At 65.9% G+C, this 21,736-nt stretch carries 10 protein-coding genes and 1 pseudogene; 6 read left to right on the top strand and 5 right to left on the bottom strand.

Annotated features, from left to right (window positions below):
• Positions 1 to 72 precede the first annotated feature (72 nt).
• Positions 73 to 996 carry a DUF1559 domain-containing protein gene (locus G6O54_RS33520; RefSeq protein WP_165234124.1) on the bottom strand — a complete coding sequence of 308 codons (924 nt, stop codon included), beginning with the start codon at positions 994 to 996 and terminating at the stop codon, positions 73 to 75.
• A gap of 111 nt (positions 997 to 1,107) precedes the next feature.
• Positions 1,108 to 2,115 carry a D-2-hydroxyacid dehydrogenase gene (locus G6O54_RS33515; RefSeq protein WP_165234118.1) on the bottom strand — a complete coding sequence of 336 codons (1,008 nt, stop codon included), beginning with the start codon at positions 2,113 to 2,115 and terminating at the stop codon, positions 1,108 to 1,110.
• 589 nt (positions 2,116 to 2,704) lie between these two features.
• Here G6O54_RS33515 and G6O54_RS33510 point away from each other — a divergent pair.
• Complete coding sequence (locus G6O54_RS33510) at positions 2,705 to 3,139, top strand: hypothetical protein (RefSeq protein WP_165234116.1); 435 nt, start codon at positions 2,705 to 2,707, stop codon at positions 3,137 to 3,139.
• Positions 3,140 to 3,172: 33 nt separating this feature from the next.
• Here the strand turns inward: G6O54_RS33510 and amrS are convergent, their stop codons facing one another.
• The 3 genes from amrS to rplU form a co-directional block, all read right to left on the bottom strand.
• The gene (gene amrS / locus G6O54_RS33505; protein ID WP_165234114.1) at positions 3,173 to 4,273 is read right to left on the bottom strand and encodes an AmmeMemoRadiSam system radical SAM enzyme; all 1,101 of its coding nucleotides are present in this window, start codon (positions 4,271 to 4,273) and stop codon (positions 3,173 to 3,175) included.
• A 128-nt stretch (positions 4,274 to 4,401) separates the two neighbouring features.
• Positions 4,402 to 8,493, bottom strand: a complete 4,092-nt coding sequence (locus G6O54_RS33500; protein ID WP_165234121.1) for a ribonucleotide reductase barrel domain-containing protein — start codon at positions 8,491 to 8,493, stop codon at positions 4,402 to 4,404.
• Between the two features lie 681 nt (positions 8,494 to 9,174).
• A complete protein-coding gene (rplU, locus tag G6O54_RS33495; RefSeq protein WP_165234112.1) occupies positions 9,175 to 9,492 on the bottom strand; it encodes a 50S ribosomal protein L21 in 318 nt (105 codons plus the stop codon).
• A gap of 998 nt (positions 9,493 to 10,490) precedes the next feature.
• Between rplU and G6O54_RS33490 the strand changes: the two genes are divergently transcribed.
• From G6O54_RS33490 to G6O54_RS33470, 5 genes and pseudogenes are all read left to right on the top strand, one after another.
• Positions 10,491 to 11,210, top strand: a complete 720-nt coding sequence (locus G6O54_RS33490) for an RNA polymerase sigma factor (protein WP_165234110.1) — start codon at positions 10,491 to 10,493, stop codon at positions 11,208 to 11,210.
• A gap of 241 nt (positions 11,211 to 11,451) precedes the next feature.
• The gene (locus tag G6O54_RS33485; RefSeq protein WP_165234108.1) at positions 11,452 to 19,005 is read left to right on the top strand and encodes an FG-GAP-like repeat-containing protein; all 7,554 of its coding nucleotides are present in this window, start codon (positions 11,452 to 11,454) and stop codon (positions 19,003 to 19,005) included.
• A gap of 75 nt (positions 19,006 to 19,080) precedes the next feature.
• A pseudogene (locus G6O54_RS33480) lies at positions 19,081 to 19,884 on the top strand (IS5 family transposase).
• 173 nt (positions 19,885 to 20,057) lie between these two features.
• Entirely contained in the window at positions 20,058 to 20,735 is a 678-nt protein-coding gene (locus G6O54_RS33475; protein WP_165234106.1) for a hypothetical protein, read from the top strand.
• A gap of 111 nt (positions 20,736 to 20,846) precedes the next feature.
• The coding region (locus G6O54_RS33470; protein WP_165234104.1) for a glycosyltransferase family 2 protein at positions 20,847 to 21,736 on the top strand (890 nt) is incomplete at its 3' end.

Below are 21,736 nucleotides of genomic sequence, written 5' to 3'. Positions count from 1 at the left end.
GCTCCGGCCGAGCCAGGCGCAGACATGGGCCGCGCGACGAGGCCGTGATTCACCGTGCCGGGCTCGTCCTCCTCAGTACGAATCCCCGTTCACGACTTCCTTGCCGTCGCGGGTCACCAGGGCGTACCAGGTCGCCTTGTTGACGCTCGTGCGGAGGGGACGCACGGAGCCGTCGCAGAAGAGGAAATGCGTCTGGCCGGCGTGGAACGAGCCCGAGAAGACCTTCTGCAGGAGGGGATCGTTCTTCTGCTCGGGCGCGGCCGACTGGAGCAGATCCGGCGAGGTCGCGACGTCGAACTCGCTGCCGGCGTAGCCGCCGACGTCCCAGCCCTGGCTGTCTCGCTTCTCGCCGACCGAGATCGTGTTGGACATGCCGTCCCGGATGTCCTGGCTGCGGAAGCAGGTGGTCGGGCCCTTGGGGCCGGTCGCCTTCACGGTCACCATGACGCCGCGATACGACCCATTGACCTGGGTGAAGTCCTTACCCAGCGTGTTCTGGCTCCCGCCCCAGTTGGCGGCGTAATTGCACCGGCCGAAGGCCGACCCCGCCGGATACTTCGTCCCGTCGAATCGCACGACGTTCTCGGCCGCGAGCGGCGATTGCTCGAGAGGCGACTCCGGGCAGAGGAACGTCGAGATCTGGGTGCCGACCACGGAGCGGTTGGACGGGTCGAAATTCTCGAGCGAGAAGTTGTACGCCGCGTAGAGCGGGCGCTGCTCCAGCTCGGGCAGGATCAGCGCGAAGCACGACTGGTTGATCCCGCGGCCGGTTCCGGCCACCGCGCTCATCGGGAAGACGTTATGGCCGCTCATGTACGACGCCAGCGCGACGCCGAGCTGCTTGAGGTTGTTCTGGCACTGGGCCCGCCGCGCCGCCGAGCGAGCCGATTGCACCGCCGGCATCAGCAGGCCGATCAGCACCGCGATCACCGCGATCACCACCAGCAGCTCGATCAGCGTGAAGGCCGCCCGTCGCCGTCCCGATAGCCATCGCATCGTCCACCCCCCGGGCCGGGAAGCCGTGCGGATTCCTGGCAAAAGACTCTTGCATTTTGAAATGCGGATCGATCAATCCTTGCGGATTGTACGGCCGAGAGGCCGCCCCGGCTAGAACCAGAGCGTCTTGTCGACCCGATTGAGGAGATCCTCTCCCCTGACGAACCGCCCCACGTTCTCCGCCAGGAGCGCCAGGTGCCGCCCCGCGATCGCCGGCGAATAGCCGGCGGTGTGCGGCGTGAGGATCACGCTCGGGAAGTCCCAGAGCGGATGATCCGCCGGCAGGGGCTCCACCTCGTAGACGTCCAGCGCCGCGCCTGCCAGCATGCCCCCTCGCAGGGCCGCCACCAGGTCGTCGAGCACCACGATCGCCCCTCGACCTACGTTGATCAGGTAGCTGCCGTGACGGAGGAAGCCCAGCATCCGGGCGTCGAACAGCCGCTCCGTCTCCGGCGTGTGGGGCGCCGCGATCACCGCGAAGTCGCTCCAGCCGAGGAGATCGGGCAGCCCGTCCAGGCCGTCGATCCGCTCCACGCCTTCCGGCCTCTCCACCCGATCCGGATGCCGGTCGACGCCGCGGACCGCCATGCCGAACGCGCGGGCCCGGCGTGCGATCTCGCAACCAATCCCCCCCATGCCGACGATCCCCATCGCCGCCCCCGGCAGGAAGATCGTGGCGCGGTCCATCGCATTGACCACGCCCGGGCCCGCCGCGAAGGTCACCCGCGCTTCGGAGCCTCCCTCGGGCTCGAACCGGTGCTCGAGCTGCCGCCGTGCATAGACGTGCAGGTTCCTCGCGAAGCAGAGGACGTACCCCATCACCTGGTCGGCGATCACGTCGCCGAAGAGGCCGCGGGTGTTGGTCAGCACGCACGGGTGGTCCACGAGCGCCGGGAAGATGTAATGTTCCAGGCTCGCCGTGAAGGCCTGGACCCATCGGAGCCGATCCGCCCGGGCGAGCATCCCCGGGGTGATCTTGCCGAGGAACGCATGGGCACCCGGCATGGCCTCTTCCGCCTCGTCCGCGGTCGCCGCGTTCACGAACGTCGCCCCCGGGGCCGCGTGCCGCAGGACGTCGAGCCGATCCAGCTCGACCGCGGGATGGATCACCAGGTTCATCGCTTCCTCCACCGGTTGGCCGCCACCAGGATCGACCCACGGGCCCCGGGGCTCGTGTCGGGCCTTCCGAGTGACGACCGCATGCACTTCAGGTTCCGAATGAACTCCAGCGTATCACGCCAAGGCGGAATGAACGCTAGCCAGGGCCATCGGCTTCCGATACGTTGCTTGAAGCGAGCCGCCGACCGCTCGCGAAAGGGGAACGACGTGCCGGGCTCCACGTTCACCTCGACGCCGGTCCTGCTGGGCGTCGTGCTGACCTCGCTCTGCTTCGTGGCCGTGGGGAGCGAGGCCTGGCCGGGCGTCTTCCTCGCCGGCCTGGTCGTGCCGACCGTGATGCGGACCTACCTCGTCCTCCTGCGCCGGCGAACCGTCGGAGAGCCGATCTCCCTGATATTCGCGATCAGCGAGCTCCTCACTTCCGTGGCCTTCACGGCCGGGGCTGGCCTCTGGTGGTTCGTCGTGATCATCCTCACGGCGATTCTGAAGGAGGCGGGGCTGGTCGTCCTCGCTCTGCTTGCCCTCCTCGTCCTGGCGGCCTGGCTCGTCGCCTTGATCAAGGCGCGGTGGGCCGCCTATCAGGCCGAGCATGGAGTCGCCCCCGCTCGACTGGCGACGACTCCTCCGCGTCCGGTTCACGATCCGGGGAATGGTCGTCGCTGTCGCGCTGCTTGCGTTCGCTCTGTGGCCCGTCCACGTCTGGTGGATGCGGCCGATCTACGCCGCGATCGTGAGCAGCGAGGGGTTCGTCGAGGACCTGTGCCTGGCCGAGTCGGATCTCATGGCCGCTCGGGCAGAGCGGTGCCGCAGGCGAGCCGCCGAGGGAGCGGCGTGGGACCTCGACGACAAGGCCTCCGAAGACCTCAAGATCTGCCCTTACTCGAACGACGGACCCGGCCACTCCTGGCTCGAGCAGGCCGAGATCTGGGGACGCGCCGCCGAGCGGAGCCGGCGGGCCGCTCGGCGTCACTCGGAGAGGGCGGCGAGGCAAATCCCCTGGTTCAGCTCCCTCTGGAATCGATGAGCCACGGCGAGCCATCCCCCGCCGACGAGCCACTCAGCCGAAATCCGCCAGCCGCACCGGCTGCCGGCGCGGTCCCCACGAGCCGGGCGTCGGCTCGAAGCGGCCGGCGCAGGGCGTGGCGCATTGGGGGCAGCGTCCTTCGGGGGAAAGCTCCCAGGCGGTCAACCTGTACCAGTTCCGGCCGATCAGGAGATGGCCGCAAGCGTGACAGCGCGTGTTGTCGGCCTCGGGGTCGTGGACGTTGCCCACGTAGGCATACCGCAGGCCGTTCCGGATCGCGATCGACCGGGCTCGCCGCAGGGTGGCGACGGGGGTCTTCGCCCGGTCGAGCATCCGGTAATCGGGGTGGAACGCCGAGAAGTGGATCGGCACGTCCGGGCCGAGCTCCTCGGCGACCCAGCGGGTCATGGCGTCGAGTTCCTCATCGGAATCGTTCTCGCCGGGGATCAGCAGGGTCGTCAGCTCGAACCAGACCGATGTCTCGTGCTTCAGGTACGTCAGGGTCTCGAGCACGGGCCGGAGTGAGCCGGCGCAGACGTCGCGATAGAACCGCTCGGTGAAGCCCTTCAGGTCCACGTTGGCGGCGTCCATGACGCGGTAGAATTCCGCCCGGGGCTGGGCGCAGACCTCGCCCGCGGTCACGGCCACGGCCTTGATGCCGCGGGCATGGCAGGCCTCGGCCACGTCGATGGCGTACTCGTGGAAGATGACCGGGTCGTTGTAGGTGAACGCGACGCTCCGGCAGCCGAGCCGCTCGGCGGCCCGCGCGATCACGTCGGGGCTCGCGGAATCGGCCAGCGTGTCGGTCTCGCGGGACTTCGAGATGTCCCAGTTCTGGCAGAACTTGCAGCCGAGGTTGCAGCCCGCCGTGCCGAACGAGAGCACGGGCGTCCCGGGCAGGAAGTGATGCAGCGGCTTCTTCTCGATCGGGTCGATGCAGAATCCGCTCGAGCGCCCGTAGGTCGTCAGCACCACCTCGTCGTGCTCGCGGGCCCGGACGAAGCAGAACCCGCGCTGGCCCTCGTGCAGCTTGCAGAATCGCGGGCAGAGGTCGCACTGGACGCGGCCGTCCTCGAGCACGTGCCAGTAGCGGGTCGGGACCGTCGAGGGGATCGATGGGGGTGAAGTGGCCATGAGGATGTCCTCCTCTCCACTCCATTCTCGGCGCCGGAGCCCATGAAACAAGGGCCGCATGCCCCGGTCGAGGAATGCGGCCCTTGCGGAATCATGGCCGACCGATCACGGGCTCGGGCCCGATCCGATCAGGAGCAGCCCATGCTGTTGCCGCAATTGAAGCAGCGGTAGCAGGTGCCGCAGCGGACGGTCAGCGCACCGCAGTTGTCGCAGGCGGGGGCGTCGCTCTGGAAGTGGGCGAACTGGCGATCCTGCTCGCTGAGGCCCTCGGGCACGGAAAGGGGCACGACGGCCGGCGGTGGGGCCGAGGCCGGCACCGGATCCTGGAGGATCTTGGCCCCCATGACGGCCTCGGCATGCTCGAGGTCGGCGATGGTCGCGGTGCGATGGCCGTTGACCTTCACCTCGGCGGCCGGCCTGTCGTGGTCATGGTCGTGGTCGTCGCCGGGGCGCTGGGGGGCATTCGCCGCGCGGTAGCCGGGGATGAACTCCATGCCCATCCAGCGGAAGATGTAGTCGGCGATGCTCTTGGCGATCGGGATGTCCGGGTTCTTGGTGAACCCGGCCGGCTCGAACCGGCTGTGGGCGAACTTGTTGACGAAGACCTCGAGCGGCACGCCGTACTGGAGGCCGATCGAGATCGAGGTGCCGAGCACGTCCATCAGGCCGCCGATCGTCGAGCCCTCCTTCGCCATGGTGATGAAGAGCTCGCCGGGCCGGCCGTCGGGGTAGAAGCCGACGTTGATGTAGCCCTCGTGCCCCTGGATGTCGAACTTGTGCGTGACGCTCTTGCGGGTGTGCGGCAGCCGCTCCCGCCGGGGCTGATAGACGACATGCGGGGCGGGTGCCGGGGCGGGCGTGGGCGCCGGAGCGGGCACGACGGCCGGGGCCGCGACCGGGGCCGGGGCGGCGGCCGCGACCGCCTCCTTCTTCGCCTCCTCCTTCGCGTCCGACTTCGTATTGACCGGCTGGCTCCCCTTGGAGCCGTCGCGGTAGATGGCGATGGCCTTCAGGCCCAGCCGCCAGCCCTCCAGGTAGGCGTTGCGGATGTCCTCGACGGTCGCCTCGTTGGGGACGTTGCACGTCTTCGAGATCGCGCCGGAGAGGAACGGCTGGACGGCCGCCATCATCCGGATGTGGCCCAGGAAGTGGATGCTGCGCCCCCCCTGCGGCGGGGCGAAGGCGCAGTCGAAGACCGGCAGGTGCTCGTCGGCAAGGCCGGGCGCGCCCTCGATCGTGTCGTGGGCGTCGATGTGGTCGAGGATGCGCTTCATCCCCGGCTCGTCGTAGCCGAGCTTGGCGAGCGCCATCGGGACCGTGCGATTGACGATCTTGAGCATCCCGCCGCCGGCCAGCGACTTGTACTTCACCAGCGCGATGTCGGGCTCGATGCCGGTCGTGTCGCAGTCCATCATGAACGCGATCGTGCCGGTGGGGGCCAGCACCGTCACCTGGCTGTTGCGGTAGCCGTGCTTGCGGCCCCGCTCCAGGCACTCCGCCCAGACCTCGTTGGCGACCCTGCGGAGGTCCTCCGGGGCGGACCCGTCGATGGCGAGCGCCGCGTCGCGGTGCATCTCCATGACCTTCAGCATCGGCTCGCGGTTGATCGCGAAGCCCTCGAACGCCCCGACGTTCCCCGCGTGCTCGGCGCTGCTGAGGTACGCCTGGCCGTGCATGATGGCCGTGATCGCCGCGGCCAGCGACCGCCCGGCCGTGGAGTCGTACGGCAGGCCGGCGGACATCAGCAGGCTGCCCAGGTTCGCATAGCCCAGCCCGAGCGGCCGGAACTTGTGGCTGTTGCCCGCGATCTTCTCCGTCGGATAGCTCGCGTGGTCGACCAGGATCTCCTGCGCCGTGATGAAGATCCGGACCGCCGCCCGGAACTTCTCGGCGTCGAAGGCCCCGTCCTCGCGGACGAACTTCATCAGGTTCAGCGACGACAGGTTGCAGGCCGAGTCATCGATGAACATGTATTCGGAACAGTTATGGACGACCAGGCCGTTGGCGCCGAAATGGCTGGTGGCCGGCTCGGTGAGGTCAAACACGTCCTCCTCGCCCTCGTAGACGATCGAGGCCACCGGATCGTCCATGCGGTCGGCGTAGGCGGCAACCGTCTGGTTCAAGAGCTCCAGCTTCGCCTGCTTGGTGCTGCCGGCCCAGAAGCCGATTTCCTTCTCGAAGCGGACCCGCGAGGAGCGGCTGATCCGCAGACTGTGCACCTGCTGGACGGGATACTCCTTGACCCCGCCCTTGCCGTCCGGGAGGACGCTCACGAGCGGCCCGACGCGGCGATCGGCGTAGATCTTCGCCTTGATGCCGAAGCCGAGGAGCAGGAGCTGGACCTGCCGCAGGAGGTCGAGCGAGACCGAGTCCAGGCTGACCGACTGGCTCTTGGTGCCGTAGTTGTAAACGCAGCCATCGGCCGTGAAGATCCCGCGGAGCAGGCCGGCGACCGCGGCCCGCTCGAGGCCGAAGGCCGCGTCCGTGAGCTGCTTGCCCGCCGATCCGCGGTCGAGGACCGCATAGCGCTCGAGGATCTGGGCCACGGACTTCGAGCCGGTCGAGAGACGAGAGACCGTCGCGATCCCACCTTCGCCCACCTCGATCGATCGGCGGGTACGACCGTCGGCATGCCCGTCCTTGAACCGGTTGAGGCGATCGCGGACGTCGGCGACGATGGACGACTCCAGGTTCGACCCCATCGTGAGGGTGGTGATCGGCTCCCCGTCCCGTGGCGACCGCGAGATGCAGCCGTCGCCGAGCATCAGGCCGATGACCTCGGCCATCTCGACGTCCAGGTCGTCGCTGCCGAATCCGACCGGATTGAGTGCGATCCGATCGTCCTTCGTCAACTCGCACGCCGACACGTCCCCGCGATTGACGGTGAAGACCCGGTGATCGGCCGTCAGGCGGAGCTGGTAGCCGGATGCCGTCGTGAGGCGGTAGACCGGCTTCCGACCCGTCGGGAAGATTCGATCGATCGGACGGCGGACGCCATGACGATCGACGAGGATCGCCTCCCCGCCGACGAGATCCGCGATCCGCCGGTAGCCTTCCGCCGTGCTGACGAGCGTCTCGCCCGTCACGCATGGATTGGACGAATTGATGGGCGCCGTGTTCGGGCAGGTGTGCCACCGCTGGATGGTGTCCTCGTACTGCATGCCCGGGTCGCCGCAGAGCCAGGTCCCCTCGGCGATCTTGTCGAGGAGCATCTTGGCCTTGTAGGTCTGCGACGGGCGGCCGGTGGTCACCGTGCGGGTGGTCCAGTCCTCGTCGGCCTCGGCGGCCTTGAGGAAGGCGTCGGAGCAGCGGACCGAGAGGTTGGAGTTCTGGAAGAGGACCGAGCTGTAGGCCTCGCCGTTGAAGTTGGCCTCGTAGCCCTCGCGGATCAGGGCGTAGGCCTTGGCCTCCTCCTTGATCTTGCACTCGATGAAGTCGAGGATGTCCGGGTGCCAGACCTTGAGGGTCTGCATCTTGGCGGCGCGGCGGGTCTTGCCGCCGGACTTGACGACGCTGGCGATGGCGTCGTACACCCGCATGAAGCTGACCGGGCCCGACGGCTTGCCGCCGCCGGAGAGCTTCTCGCGGCTCGACCGCAGGGTGGACAGGTCGGTGCCGGTCCCGGAGCCGAACTTGAAGAGCATGGCCTCGCTGTGGGCCAGCTTCATGATCGACTCCATGTCGTCGCTGACGCTCTGGATGAAGCAGGCCGAGGACTGCGGCGTCTCATACGCGTTGTTCACGCGGACCACCGCGCGGGCCTCCTCGTCCCACTTCCAGTTGTTGGCCGGGCCGTTGACCCCGTACTGGTGATAGAGCCCCACATTGAACCAGACCGGGGAATTGAACGAGCCGTACTGATTGAGGCAGAGGCTCGTCAGCTCGTCGTAGAAGCGGTCGGCGTCTTCCGGGGTGGCGAAATACCCGTCGGCCTTGCCCCAGTCCGCGATCGTCCGCGTCACGCGGTCGACGAGCTGGCGGACCGAGTACTCCCGCTTCCCCTCGCCGGGCGAGCCGTTGCCGCCGGACACGTCCCCGTAGAAGTACTTGCTGACGACCACGTTGGTGGCGAGCTGGCTCCAGGACTTGGGGATCTCGCAGTCCACCTGCTCGAAGATCATCCGGCCGCGCTCGTCCTTGATCTCGGCGCTGCGGAGATCCCACTCCACCAGGTCGAACGGGCTGGCCCCCTCGGTGCTGAAGACGCGAGGGACCTCCATGCCCGACCGCTTCCGCCCGCGGTCCCTGGCCGTCTCCGGCCCGGCTCCCTCTTGCCCCTGCCCCGCGGGAGCCGCCAAGCTCGCCCGATCCCCTGCTGTCGCCATGAGCCGAACTCCCTGTCTGATCCGGTGCCCCACCCCAGCCTTCTTGCCGGCGATTCGGGCACCCATTATAGCCTTACTGTGTCCAAAAGTCCAGGTGTCATTTCGTCAAGTCTGCTCGGCGTTCCCGGCCGATTTCGTGCAGTCCCGTAGCGAGTCTTTCGCGCTTTCGCGACTCGTCCTGGCGCGGGCACGCTCCCGGCCTCGACGGGAATCGAACTCAGTCCGTGTCCTCGATCGGATCGCGAAGGCCGGGGCGGTGGCCAGGCGACGGGCACGACCTCTCGGGCACGCGATTATGCACCACGACCGGCCCCGTCCCTCTACTATGAGACCTTTTTCATTCCCCGTCCGCGACGGAACATTCGGAGTCGAAGGAGCGATATCTCGGGTCGGGCCGATACCCCCCGATCAATCCCCAGAGTCCTCCCCGATTCTCCCTCCAGGTCCCGTTCCGGGCCACGGCCCAACCTTCCCATCCTGCGGCGCGGCGCATGAAAAAACCGCCCCCACCGATTATCGGCGAACTGGAGCGGTTCAGACAAGCTGGGAAATTCAGCTAAGCACGAAGCGGCTAGATCAGCCCGGAGTCACCGACTTGATGAGGACCGTCGTGTACGCCTGACGGTGCCCGCGACGACGACGCATGTTCTTGCGGCGACGGAACTTCTGGATGATGATCTTCTTGGTCCGGAAGTGATCGACGATGGTCCCAACGACCTGCGCGCCCGCAATCTCGGGGGCACCGATCAGGGGGCCCGACGGGGTCCCCGCGATCAGGAGGACCTTGCTGAAGACGACTTCATCGCCGTACTTGCCGGAGCGGTGGTCCATCCGGACGTAGTCGCCTTCCTTGACCCGAAATTGATGGCTTCCGTCCTCGATAATCGCGTACATCCCGCAACTCTCCCTGGGGGCCCGGAGCCGTGCCGACGGTCCCTCCGCGGCGCCCCGTCCTCAATCGGCGTGATTCGCAACCCATCGCGACGTCGAGCGGATCGACGAACGTCCTCGTCGGATGGGGAAACCCGGATTGTATCATCACGGCCGCGGAAAATGAAGCCCCAGCTCAGAGGACTTTTCGAGCTTTCGAACTCGTAGAGTCTGGACCTGCCACGGATGAATGTAGGCGACCCCATGGCCGGCGGGCCTTCGCCGCCGCCGCGATCACGGGGCATCGGCCGCGACCTCCCTCCGACTCCACGGATTCGGCTTGGCTTCGCTCGTCGCGCAGGCTGCTTCGAAGGACTCAACGCAAGTCTTTGCGTGGCAATATTCTGGACGCGATTTTCGTTTGGCTTCGCCCCCTCGAGGTTGCGAGTGGATCCGCTCGCCACGCCCACCCCTCGGACTTCGCACGCCATCAAGGCAGCCGCGATCGTCGCCGGCGCGAGGAGCGAGCCATCACCGGCGCGGTGGTATCGGCCGGCATCGGCTCTTTCCCTTCGATCATCGGGGCCGCTCGTCATCGCGGCAGCTCCCCACCAGCCTCGCTGGCTCACCCCCGGCGCGCACACGCGGCGCGGATAAGGTCCTCTATGGAGAGAGTGCGCCATGTCTCGCGGTTTTTGTCATGGCTCCGGAGGAATTTCTCGCCCTTCATCCCGCATCAATCCGCAGAATCCGCCGGATCGGAATCATCCGCCGGACGGTGGCCCCTCCTCCGGTCCCGAACCAGGCCAGCATCGCTAGCCGGAACCAAAATCGCATTTTTTTGCAAAAAGCCGGCTTCACGAAAAACAAACTGGAAATCCCTGGCGTGTTTCGGTCCAAGGCCCGCGCACCTGATCGACACCTCGGGAAGCCCATGACCTTGCCGGCGGCACGGAGGAACCCGCGCCGGGGGCCCGGCGGAGCGCCCGCCTCCGAGGGCGGGATCCTGGGTGATGTACGACATGTCGAGCACCAAGAATTCGCGCGACGGCGGAGGTCGTCGCGCGAATGAGGCATTGCGCACGGTCCTCGCGGACCTGGTCGAGCGAGGCCAACTGACCGACGGACCCGCCCTGAGGAAGGCATTCCGCGCGATTGCGAGGACCGCCGATCGCAGGCTCTGGCTCCTCGGCGTCCGTGGCGGGGCGGAGCCCGATGGCGAGGATATCGCCGTCGAGGTGCTCTTGGACCTGGTCCTGGCGGTTGAGGACGGCCGGGGCCTCCTCCGCGACCATGGCGACCCGGACGGCCTTGTCTGGGGGATGGTCAACATCGAAGGACTCAGTATCCGGCGATCGCTCACAGCCCTCCGCCGGGGCGGCTCAGGACGATCCCCGAGAGGAAGCCCCGGCGACGAATCCCCAAACGGTCCGTGCTTCCAGTACAGCTCGCCGGCGCGAACGACCGCGAAGCTCGACGACGTCGCCGAGGAACTGGCCGACCCGCACCCCACTCCAGAGGAGCTTGCTCGCGCCCAGGATCTCGAGGCCCTTTTCCTGGACCTCTTCCGCGATGAATCCTGGCGCGAGATCGCCCGGGGCCGCCTCCAGGGACTGACCATCGAGGAGATCGCCCGCCGGACCGGACTATCCGTCAGCACCGTGGGGCGTAGGCTCCACGCAGGACTCGCCGCGTTCGAGGCGCTCTGGAGGCCGCCAGACACGCACCAGATGCCCTCATGAATGCCTGGATATCTTTTAGAATAATGCGGTCAGCACGCATGAAACACCGCATTTATATGAAAAGCGTCGGAAAATTGAGCGCCCGCGGGCGGCTTTGGCAGGGTTCCTTATAGAGGGCTCTGCAATTCCCCTCGATCGCGCCGCCGGGCGTTCGTCCGGGCGGGCGATGAATCGTCGATCCCGCATCGCATCGCACCCAATCGCCTCCGCATCGTTGCGCCTGCATCCCAGGAGTCGCGCCATGAAGCGTCCGGATCGCCGTCCGCGCCGAGCCCCGATCAAGCTCCAAATCGAGCCGCTGGAAACACGCCAGCTCATGAGCGCGGGGGGCAAGGGGGCGCAGGCGGCGCGGCTCGCGGAGATCCTCGAGCAGGCCGGGCAGTCGCGGGCGTCGCTGGAGGCGTTCGCCCGCGGGCTGGCACGGTCGCCGGGGACGGCGTCGCGGCTCGGGCTCGTCGGCCTGGGGAGCGAGCTTCGCCGGCACGCGGGCTACGCCCATGGGCACGGTTGGGCCGCCAGCCTGGTCCGCGAGCTGAAGCAGCACCCGCGGTATGCGTCGGCCCATCACCTGGCGGGGCTGGTCACCTCGACCAATGCGGGGGCGGTCCCGATCCCCCAGCCCGACCCGATCGGTCCCACCTCCGCGAGCACGATCGCGGCGACTCCACCGGCGGCCGGCGCGACGACCACGACGACAACCACGATCCCGACACAGCCCCAGCCCTCGGGCTCGACGGCCCAGCCCGTGCCGACGATCCCGGTCGCGCGGTCGGTCCTGGTGGGCGACACGCTGGACGTGAATCTCGCCGCGGCGGCGGTCGTCTCGGGGTCGGCGTACATCATCACGCCGCAGCCCCTGCCCGCGAACATGACCTTCAACCGGGAGACGGGCGAGCTGGTCTTCTCCCCCGCGCCGGGGCAGGACGGCCGGTACAACTTCAACGTCGCCGTGCAGGGAGGGCAGGCTCCGGCGAACATCGCGTTCTCGCTCACGGCCGCGCAGGTCGCCGCGCCCTCCACCGAGGTCTCCGGCCGCGTGGTGGACGAGAATGGTCGGCCGCTCGCCGGCATGCCGGTCTCGATCGATGACGCCAAAGCCGTCACCGACGCCGACGGCGCGTTCACCCTGGCGGGCATCGGGATCAATCCCGGGCCGATCTCCGTGGGGGGATCGAAGGCCACGGCGGCGAACCGGCTGCCGCTGACCGCGCCTGTCGCGCAACTCGCGGGCCATTCGCCCTACGCGGGCGTGAACAACGTCATCACGGCGCCCCTGATCCTGCCGAAAATCGACTGGTCCACGCCGAACTCGTTCGCCACCGACCTCGCGACCGGCATCACGGACATGACCACGTCGGCCATGCCCGGCTTCGACATCCGGATGTCCTCGGACGACGGGATCGAGTCAGGGCCCGTCGCCGGCATGGTCTCGACCGCGGAACTCTCCGCGGCGCTGTCGGCGCAGCACATGCCGGAGGGGACGCGGAGCGGGACCATCCTCTACAAGGTCAGCGGGGCCGACCTCACCGCCCCCGTCCGGTTGACGCTGCCGAACGCCCAGGGCTACAGCCCGGGCGCGGTCCTGAACCTCTACACGGTCAACATGCTCACGGGCGGCCACGACGTCACCGGCCGCATGGTCGTCTCGGACGACGGCGCGACCATGACTTCCGAGGGCCCCGTCACCCTCGGGCATGCGTCGCTGACCCAGGCATCGACATCCTCCTTTTCCGTCGAAAGCCTGGGCGCCCAGACCTTGAGCTTCACCGGCTGCCTCATGGTGAGCTGGGGCCCGGGCCCGTCCACCACCGCCCAGCAGTGTGACTGCCAGGTCCCGGCGAACGGCGCGGCCCCGGCCGGGAACACCGGCGGGACCACTCCGACCGGCATCGCCCTGGCAGGTGCCGCCCCGACCGGCGGCGCGGCGCCCTCGGGCGCGGCCGTCGCCGGGTCGAGCCCGGCGGGTGTCACCCTGAACTCCGACGCCAGCCTCGTCAGCGGCGATTACTACCAGGATCACGAGCTCGTCCCTTATCAATCCCTCGGCCAGTCCCAGGGCCTGGACCTGCAATACAACTCCGGGCAGGCGACGGGCAAGCCGGTGGTGCAGGTCCTGTTCACGACGCCGCCCAACGGCGACGCGGCGAGCATCAGCTCGGTCTACGCGACGGTCGTTCTGGCTGGCGTGTTACAGGGCTCCGCGGTCTCGTTCGCGACACCGACCGGCCTGCTCGACTCCACCACGTACAACATCCCCCTCCAGGTCGATGCCACCTCCCTGCCGACGGGCATCTATCCCTACGTCATGTCGATCACCGAGAATTTCGGGATCGAGTACATCACCTCCGTGAGCTTCCAGGTGGCCGGCGAGGTCAACGTCGTCAACGCGATGAGCGACCCGCTGGGGTCCGGCTGGAGCGTCGGCGGGTTGCAGCAGGTCGCCCAGGTCTCGTCCGGCGGGCCGGCCCTCGTCACTCAGGGCCAGAACGGCATGGAGCATTTCGACTTCGTCTACAACAACGGCCAGGCGAAGTACCAGGATCTGGCGGTCGTCGGCGGGACGAGTACGGCGCAGGTGCTGGCGAACAACGGCCTGGGGGCGTTCCCGACGGCGTCGATCAGCTCGGCGACCACGGCCGGGGCCGTGGCCGGCGACTTCGACGGCGACGGCAAGCCGGACCTGGCGGTGGTCGCCGGCAGCACGCTGGCCATCCGAATCAACAACGGCTCCGGGGGGTTCGGCACGGCGACCTCGATCACGCTCCCCTCGGGCAAGACGGCCAAGGCCCTGGCCGTGGGCGACTTCACCGGCCACGGGAACGGCGTCCTGGACCTCGCCGTGCTCCTCTGCCCTTCCAGCGGCTCGGGCTCCTATTCCATCGCCGTCTACACCGGGAGCGGCTCGGGGACCTTCTCCGGACCCACGACCTCGACCATCAGCGCGGGCACGGCCTCCAGCACCACGGCCGATTCCATGGTCGCGGCCAGGTTCAACAGCGATAGCAAGACCGACCTGGCGTTCACCAGCGACGACGGGGCGGTCGTCGTGCTCCTGGCATCGACGAGCGGGACGTTCACCACCGGCACCAGCCCCACGCTCCCCTCGGGCTTCACCGCATTCGGAGTCGTCGCGACCGACTACAACTCCGACGGGAAGACGGACCTCGTGGCCGAGGCGAGGAACAGCAACGTGACCGAGATCGGCCAGCCATTCATCGCGCTGGACCTCCTGGGAGGCAGCGGGACGGGGACCTTCACGTCGGTCTCGACCTATCAGACCGTCGGCCAGGCATGCACGGCGACGCTGGGGCTGGTCGCCGGCACGTTCAACGGCGCCGACGCGGGGCTCGAGATCGCGGTGCCCGTCTCCAACGGGACCTCGGGCACGACCTACCTGGACATCGTCCCGGTCTCGTCCTCGGGGACCTGGGGCTACGGGATCATCTACGCCGTCGGGACCAACGCGGCGCTTTCTCCGGGCAACGTCGTCGCCGCGGACTTCAACGGCACCGGCAAGCCGGGCATCGCGCTGACCGACGGCTCGGGCAACCTCGAGGTCCTGCTGCCGGACCCGGCCACGAATCAGTTCCTCCCCGCCCAGAGCGTGGCCATCGGGGCCTACTCGGGGACCATGCTCGCCGTCGCTCCGTTCCTCGGGAACGTGGCGTCGCCGGGATTTCGCGGGCCGACGAGCAACCCGTCCACGCTGGTCCACAACGTCAACGGGACCTGGACGCGGAGCTACCCCGACGGCACCGTGATCCAGTACGACTCCTCCGGCCGCGAGACATCGGTCACCGATCGCAACGGCAACGCCTACACGTATGGCTACGTCCCCTCCGGCGCGGCCGCCGGCGCCCTCCAGTACGTCGCCGACCCGGTCGGGTTGAGGACGACGTTCGCCTACAACGGGTCGGGATACCTGGCCACGATCACCGACCCGGCGAGCCGGGTGACCACGGTGACGCTCGACGCCAGCCACAACCTGACGCAGTTCGTGGACCCCGACCTGGCGACGACGCAGTACGGCTACTCGACACCCGCCAACCACCGGATGACGAGCGAGACCAATCCCAACGGCCACACGGCCACGGTGACCTACAACGGCTTCGGGCAGTTCGCCAGCGAGACCCTCTTCGACGGCACCTCCACGGCCGGCGTCACCGGGGCCCAGAGCCGCGGGCTCGTCGCCTACGGCGGCAGCGGCACGCTCTCGTCGAGCTACCAGGGCGCGGTGACCGACGCGAATAGCCACGCCACGACCATCACCTTCAACTGGATGGGCCACCCCTCGGCCGTCACGGACAGCACGGGCGCCATCACGTCCACGATTTACGACCGGCGGGGCTTCCCGGTCGCCACGATCGACCCCCTGGGCCGCCGCGTCACGTACACCTACGATGACCTCGGCAACGTGACCTCGATCACGCGGGTCGTCAGCAACTCGCCCTACGTGGTCACGGAGACGGAGACGATCGCCTACAACACGATCTACGGCATCCCCACGTCGATCACCGACTTCAACGGCAAGACGACGACCTTGACGCTGGACAGCCACGGCAACGTCACCCGCCGCACCGACCCCGACACGCTCCACGAGGACTTCACCTACAACTCGCGCGGCCAGGTGCTCACCGACACCGACCGCAACGGGAACACGACGACGTATTCCTATGATTCGTACGGCCGGCTCGGCACGATCGCCTATCCGGGATCGGGATCGCCGACGGTCAAGTACGCGTACAACAGCGCGGGCGACGTGACCTCGGTCACCGATGGCAACGGGAACAAGACGACGTATACGTACGACAACGCCGGGCGAGTCCTGACCTCCCAGAACCCCGTGCAGGCGGCGGCCAGCAAGACGGTCACCTACCGTTACGACGCCGACGGCGACCTGACGAGCGTCACCGACGCCAACAATCACACCACGAGCTATGTTTATGATTCGCGCGATCGCCTGTCGGCCGTGGTCGACCCGGTCAACCAGGGGACCGGCCACGCGACCAGCTACGCCTACGATTCGGCGAGCAACCTGACGCAGGTGACCGACCCGCTGGGCCACGCCGTCACGATGGCCTACGACAACGTCAACCGGATGACGGGGACGACCGACGCCCTGGGCCATCGCGTCACCTGGACCTACGACGCCGACGGGGAGGTGACCGCCTATCAGGATGCCGACAACAACATGGTCACCTATTCCTACGACCTGCTGGGCAGGCGGTCGGGCGAATGGGATCCGATCAAGTACTTTTACGGCGGCGGGTCGTACTACGTGACCTGGACGCAGGTCGCCACCTACACCTACGACAACAACGGCAATCTCACGGGCTTCAAGGACGGCAACGGAAATACCACGAACTACAGTTACGATGCACTCAATCGACTGAAGACCGTCACGGACGCCAACAATCACACGGTGTCCTACACGTACGACAACAACGGCAACGTCCAGACCGTCACGGACGCCAATAATCACACAACCAGCTATTCCTACGACGCCCGCAACAACAAGCTCACCGAGACCGAGCCTACCGGCGGCGGGACGACGACCTATGCGTACGATGCCGGGGACCGACTGATCAGCCTGACGGACCCCGTCAATAATCGCACCACGTATCAATACGATAGCGCCAATCGGGTCACGACGGTGGTGGACCCGCTCAACCACAATACGACCTATTCCTACGACCTGATGGACAACGTCACGGGCAAGACCGACCGCAACGGCCGGATCTATCAGTACGCCTACGACGCCGACGACCGCAAGGTGACCGAGAAGTGGATCCCCGTCGGCGGCGGGACCGCGACCAACACCGTGACGTACACCTACGACGCCGCCGGCCGGATGACGCAGGTCCAGGACGCGGCCAGCAAGGACGCCTTCACCTACGACAACGCGAACCGGCTGCTCACCGTGGACGACTCCGGCACGACGGGCCTGCCGCAGGTGACCTTGACCTACGGCTACGACGCGGCGAGCAACCGGACGAGCCTGTCCGACAGCAAGGGGGGCCTGACCAGCTACACCTACGACGCCCGCAACGAGGTCGTCACGATCACCCAGTCCGGCACGAGCATCTCCTCCAAGCGGGTGGACTTCGCGTACGACAACGCGCGCCGGATGACGACGATCACCCGCTATTCCGACCTCACCGGGTCCACCAAGGTCCAGACCTCGGCGTACGGTTACGACGCCGGCAATCGCGTGACGACCATCACGGACACCACCTCCGGCGGCACGACCCGCGTCCAGTACGCCTACACCTACGACGCGGCCAACCGCGTCACCCAGGAAGTGCGGACGTGGGCCTCCGGCTCGTCGACCGACACCGTGACGTATGGCTACACCAACAACGACCAGCTCACGAGCGTGTCGCACACGAACGGCTCATTCTCGTCCGAGACCTTCAGCTACGACACCAACGGCAACCGGAACTCCTCGGGCTACTCGACCGGCACCGACAACCGGATCTCGACCGACGGCACGTACAACTACTCGTTCGATAACGAGGGCAACGAGACCACCCGGACCAAGATCTCCGACGGCAGCCAGACGATCTACAAGTACGACTACCGCAACCGCCTGGTCGAGGTCGACAGCAAGGTCGGCGGGGTGACGACGCCCCTGGCCACCTTCACGTACGACGCCCTCGACCGCCGCATCGGCCGCACGGAGGGAGGCGTGACGACGGCCACGATCTACGACGGATACTCCCCCGTCATGGACTTCACCGGCGGCTCGACCACTCCCACGACGCGGTACCTGCAGGGCATCGGCGCGGCCGTCGATCAGGTCCTGGCGCGAGACCAGGTGGGGACCGTCGCCTGGTATCTGGCCGATCGCCTGGGGACCGTCCGGGATTTGATTGACAACACCGGGGCGATCATCGACCATGTCGATTACGGGGCGTATGGAAACCAGCTCGCGGAGTCCAGCCCGGCGAATGGGGATAGGCTGGTGGGTTTTGGGGGGTTGGAGAGGGATACGGCGACGGGGTTGAATCTGGCGGTCTATCGGGCACTGGATCCGAGGCCAGGAATGTGGATGAGTGAAGATCCAGTTGGATTTTCTGCAGGTGATAGCAATCAGCAGCGTTATGTCGTTAACAGTCCAGTAACTTTCAGCGATCGATCTGGACTCCAGATTGGGGTAGGACCGGGCTATGGCGTGTTACCGACTCCGTTTAGTCCCGGTGGCTCTCCACCGCCTCAAGCGAAACCTGCCAAGCCAATCGCGTCGCCGATCAAGTATCCTCCGTTGCCACCGATGAGTGGGCAAGGTAACCTACCGAAAAGACCACCAGGCTCAGCGATTAGTGGATGTGAGCTCAACTACCTCTCGGACGTGCGAATGCAGTATATTATTGCATGGCGCAATTCACTGCAAGACCCTGCATTCCCACATGAAGAGGGCGGCTGGATATTCCAAGGTCCAAATGATCAAACGCTAATTATACCTGCTACACCAAGACCCTATGATCCAGACGACCCAGGAAGTTCTAGACACATGGACATGAGCGTCCCTCCAACTGCGCCTCCAGGATATGTTCTTATCGGCGTATTTCATACACATCCGTTCTTGAGTCCGCCTGGTTGGCCGAATCCAAAACCTTCTGACAAGGGTAAGGGGTATACAATCCCTACACCAAGCCCGGATGATCAAAACTGGGCAAACATGCATGGAATACCGCTTATAACCATATCGGAAGTCGGCGTATTTTGCTCTGGTCCTCCGTCACGGCGTGGGGGACTATCAGGGCCATCGACTCCATCCGGGTTTCCACAGTAAGAAACCCTAACAGGAAGCGGCAGTCGCCACTCCCTTCGCGTGTTGATCAATTAGACCAATTCCGGAGGTCCGGCCATGGCCAAGCCCCTGCTACCCGTTGCACTTTGGGAACGGATCAAGCCGATGCTCCCCGCGCCCAAGCCTCGTCGATTCCGATATCCGGGCCGCAAGCCGGTTGATGATCGGAAGACGTTGACCGCTATCCTCTTCGACCTGAAGACAGGGGTCGCTTGGGAGTTGCTCCCGCAGGAGATGGGCTGCGGCAGCGACAAGACCTGCTGGTGGCGGCTTCGCGACTGGCACGAGGCCGGGAACCGGCAGGAGTTGCGTGAAGTGCTCCTCGCCGAGTTGAATGGGGCCGATGGACTGGAATGGTCGCTGGTGTCGGTCGATAGTCGTTCGTTCCGGGCCCTAGGAGGCAGGGAGAAGACCGGCCCCTCTCGGGTGGATCGACGGAATACGCAGCACGAGATCATCGATTTCAAGGGGACGCCATTGGCCGCGACAGTCACCGCCACCAACGTTCCCGACGTCAAGGAACCGGAACCGCTGGTCGACCCGATCCCGCCGGTAGGAGGTAAGCCGGGCCGCCCCCGCCGTCGTCCGGAGGATGTCTACGTCGATCGCGGTTATGATTCGGAGTCGCACCGGCAACGGCTGCGACGCCGCGGGATCGAGCCACGAATCGCGCGACGGAATACGCCGCGTGGGAGCGGACTGGGCAAGATCGGTTGGGTCGTGGAGCGCAACCTGTCGCGGCTGCCCCGCTAGAGGAAACTCCGTATCCGAACTGAGCGTCGAGCCGAGGTTTATTGGGCGCTGACCTCCCTCGATTGCGCACTGATATGCTTCAACGACCTAATAGCGTCGTTGTGTTAGAGCTCTTCAAACCTCTCTGTGCTCCGATCGGTAAGTACTCTAGGGATTATGATGTAATGCGATCACGAGCACTTTTCTTAATATTGTTTTCAAGCTTGGAGTTGTGTTCGACAAGCGAATGTCAAACTGGAACGGAAGGTGCACGGACAAGGTATTTTCCGCCCGGAGTTTTTGTGCTGGACGGCTACAGGAATGGTGCGGCGGATATCAGTCAAGCGATAGATCAACGATACTCTGATGCACTTGAGGCCATGCATGAAGAATCTCTTTGGAAACTAGCTAGGGTCGACAATTCCATTGCTGTTTTTCGGCTATTGTGGCTGCCAACATCGGGTCCGCCTATATCAGTTCGTATTCAATTTTCGGACAAGAAGGTGCGATTGGAAATAATCAAACTCGATGGATATGGCGGATATGATATTGGAAAAATCGCTTATAGAAAGAGTGTTGAGGGCGAACTTAGCTTATGGAACCGACTTGTCGAAGAGTCGGAAGAAGCCTCCTTTTGGAGGATGCCTACAAGGATTGATGATCTTGGACTCGATGGGGAGCATTTTGTACTCGAGGGCGTGAAAGATGGCATCTATCACGTTGTAGATCGATGGTCTCCGCGTTTCGGGGCATATCGAAAGATCTGCAAATCAATGTTGAAGCACGCGCAAATCGAGACCTCTTCAACAGCATCTGCATCGCCTGCGATATTACCAGTTATGAGACGATTTGCATATGGTCTTCTTGTACTCTTATTCGGGGCGGTCCTGCTTACTTGGTATTGCCTGAGACGTAGGGCCGAAGGCAGAAAAGACCGCCATTCAGAGGCCGCAGGGGGAGGCCGCAGGGGGTCATTCTGATGTCTGCCGGGGAGGCCGCAGGGGGTCATTCTGATATCTGTCGGTGTTCTGCACAGCCTGGGAAGACTCAATGCCCCGTCTGAGACCTGTCACATATGAGACGTCATCCGTATGATCGCCTTTGACCTCACGTCGATCATCATCCCCTGCTGGAACGAGGTCGCTTACACGCGGCAATGCCTGGCCGCGGTGATCCGGCAGACGAGGCGGCCGTACGAGATCATCGCGATCGACAACGGATCGACGGACGGCACGCACCTGTACCTGGCGGGCGTGGTCGATGGGGCCTCGGTCCCCGTCACGGTGATCGGCAACGCGACCAACCGCGGGTTCCCGGCGGCGGTCAACCAGGGGCTGGCGAGGGCGCGCGGGGCGTACCTCGTCCTGCTGAACAACGACGCGGTGGTCACGGATGGCTGGCTGGAGCAGCTCATCGCCCTGGCGGACTCCCACGAGACGATCGGCATGGCGGGGCCGATGTCGAACTATGCCTCGCCGCCGCAGCTCGTCGAACACGTCACGTACGCGGACCTGGACCAAATGCACGCCTTCGCGGGGCGCTGGCGGGATGAGCACCGGGGCGAGTGGTTCACTACCGCCAAGCTGTCGGGCTTCTGCCTGCTGATGAAGCGGGCGGTGTACGACCGAGTCGGCGGACTCGACGAACGCTTCGGGCTGGGGTTCTTCGACGACGACGACCTGGCCGAGCGAGCCAGGCAGGCCGGCTTCACGCTGGCGGTGGCCCGCGACCTGTTCGTGCACCACCACGGCAGCCGGACGTTCCAGGGGCAAGGGGTCGATGCGGCGGCACTGATGAAGGCGAACGCGGAGGTGTTCGCGGCGAAATGGGGGAGGAGCCACGGACGGGAAGTCAGATTGGAACCATGGGGAGGACCACGGGGGGAAGAAGAGTTACGACCACGGATGACGCGGATGGGGACGGGGGGAGGAATTGAGCCACAGATAAACACTGATAAACACAGATGGGAAGATGATTCGGG

The organism is Aquisphaera insulae (assembly GCF_011064615.1).
Taxonomy (GTDB): Bacteria; Planctomycetota; Planctomycetia; order Isosphaerales; family Isosphaeraceae; genus Aquisphaera; species Aquisphaera insulae.
The sequence above is the reverse complement of the archived record's forward strand: the minus strand, read 5'-3'. Positions and strand labels throughout refer to the sequence as shown.

Bases quoted from the DNA above. Each gene is read 5' to 3' on its own strand.
- G6O54_RS33520 (WP_165234124.1), bottom strand. From the start codon at position 996: ATGCGATGGCTATCGGGACGGCGACGGGCGGCCTTCACGCTGATCGAG.
- G6O54_RS33515 (WP_165234118.1), bottom strand. From the start codon at position 2,115: ATGAACCTGGTGATCCATCCCGCGGTCGAGCTGGATCGGCTCGACGTC.
- G6O54_RS33510 (WP_165234116.1), top strand. From the start codon at position 2,705: ATGGAGTCGCCCCCGCTCGACTGGCGACGACTCCTCCGCGTCCGGTTC.
- amrS (WP_165234114.1), bottom strand. From the start codon at position 4,273: ATGGCCACTTCACCCCCATCGATCCCCTCGACGGTCCCGACCCGCTAC.
- G6O54_RS33500 (WP_165234121.1), bottom strand. From the start codon at position 8,493: ATGGAGGTCCCTCGCGTCTTCAGCACCGAGGGGGCCAGCCCGTTCGAC.
- rplU (WP_165234112.1), bottom strand. From the start codon at position 9,492: ATGTACGCGATTATCGAGGACGGAAGCCATCAATTTCGGGTCAAGGAA.
- G6O54_RS33490 (WP_165234110.1), top strand. From the start codon at position 10,491: ATGTCGAGCACCAAGAATTCGCGCGACGGCGGAGGTCGTCGCGCGAAT.
- G6O54_RS33485 (WP_165234108.1), top strand. From the start codon at position 11,452: ATGAAGCGTCCGGATCGCCGTCCGCGCCGAGCCCCGATCAAGCTCCAA.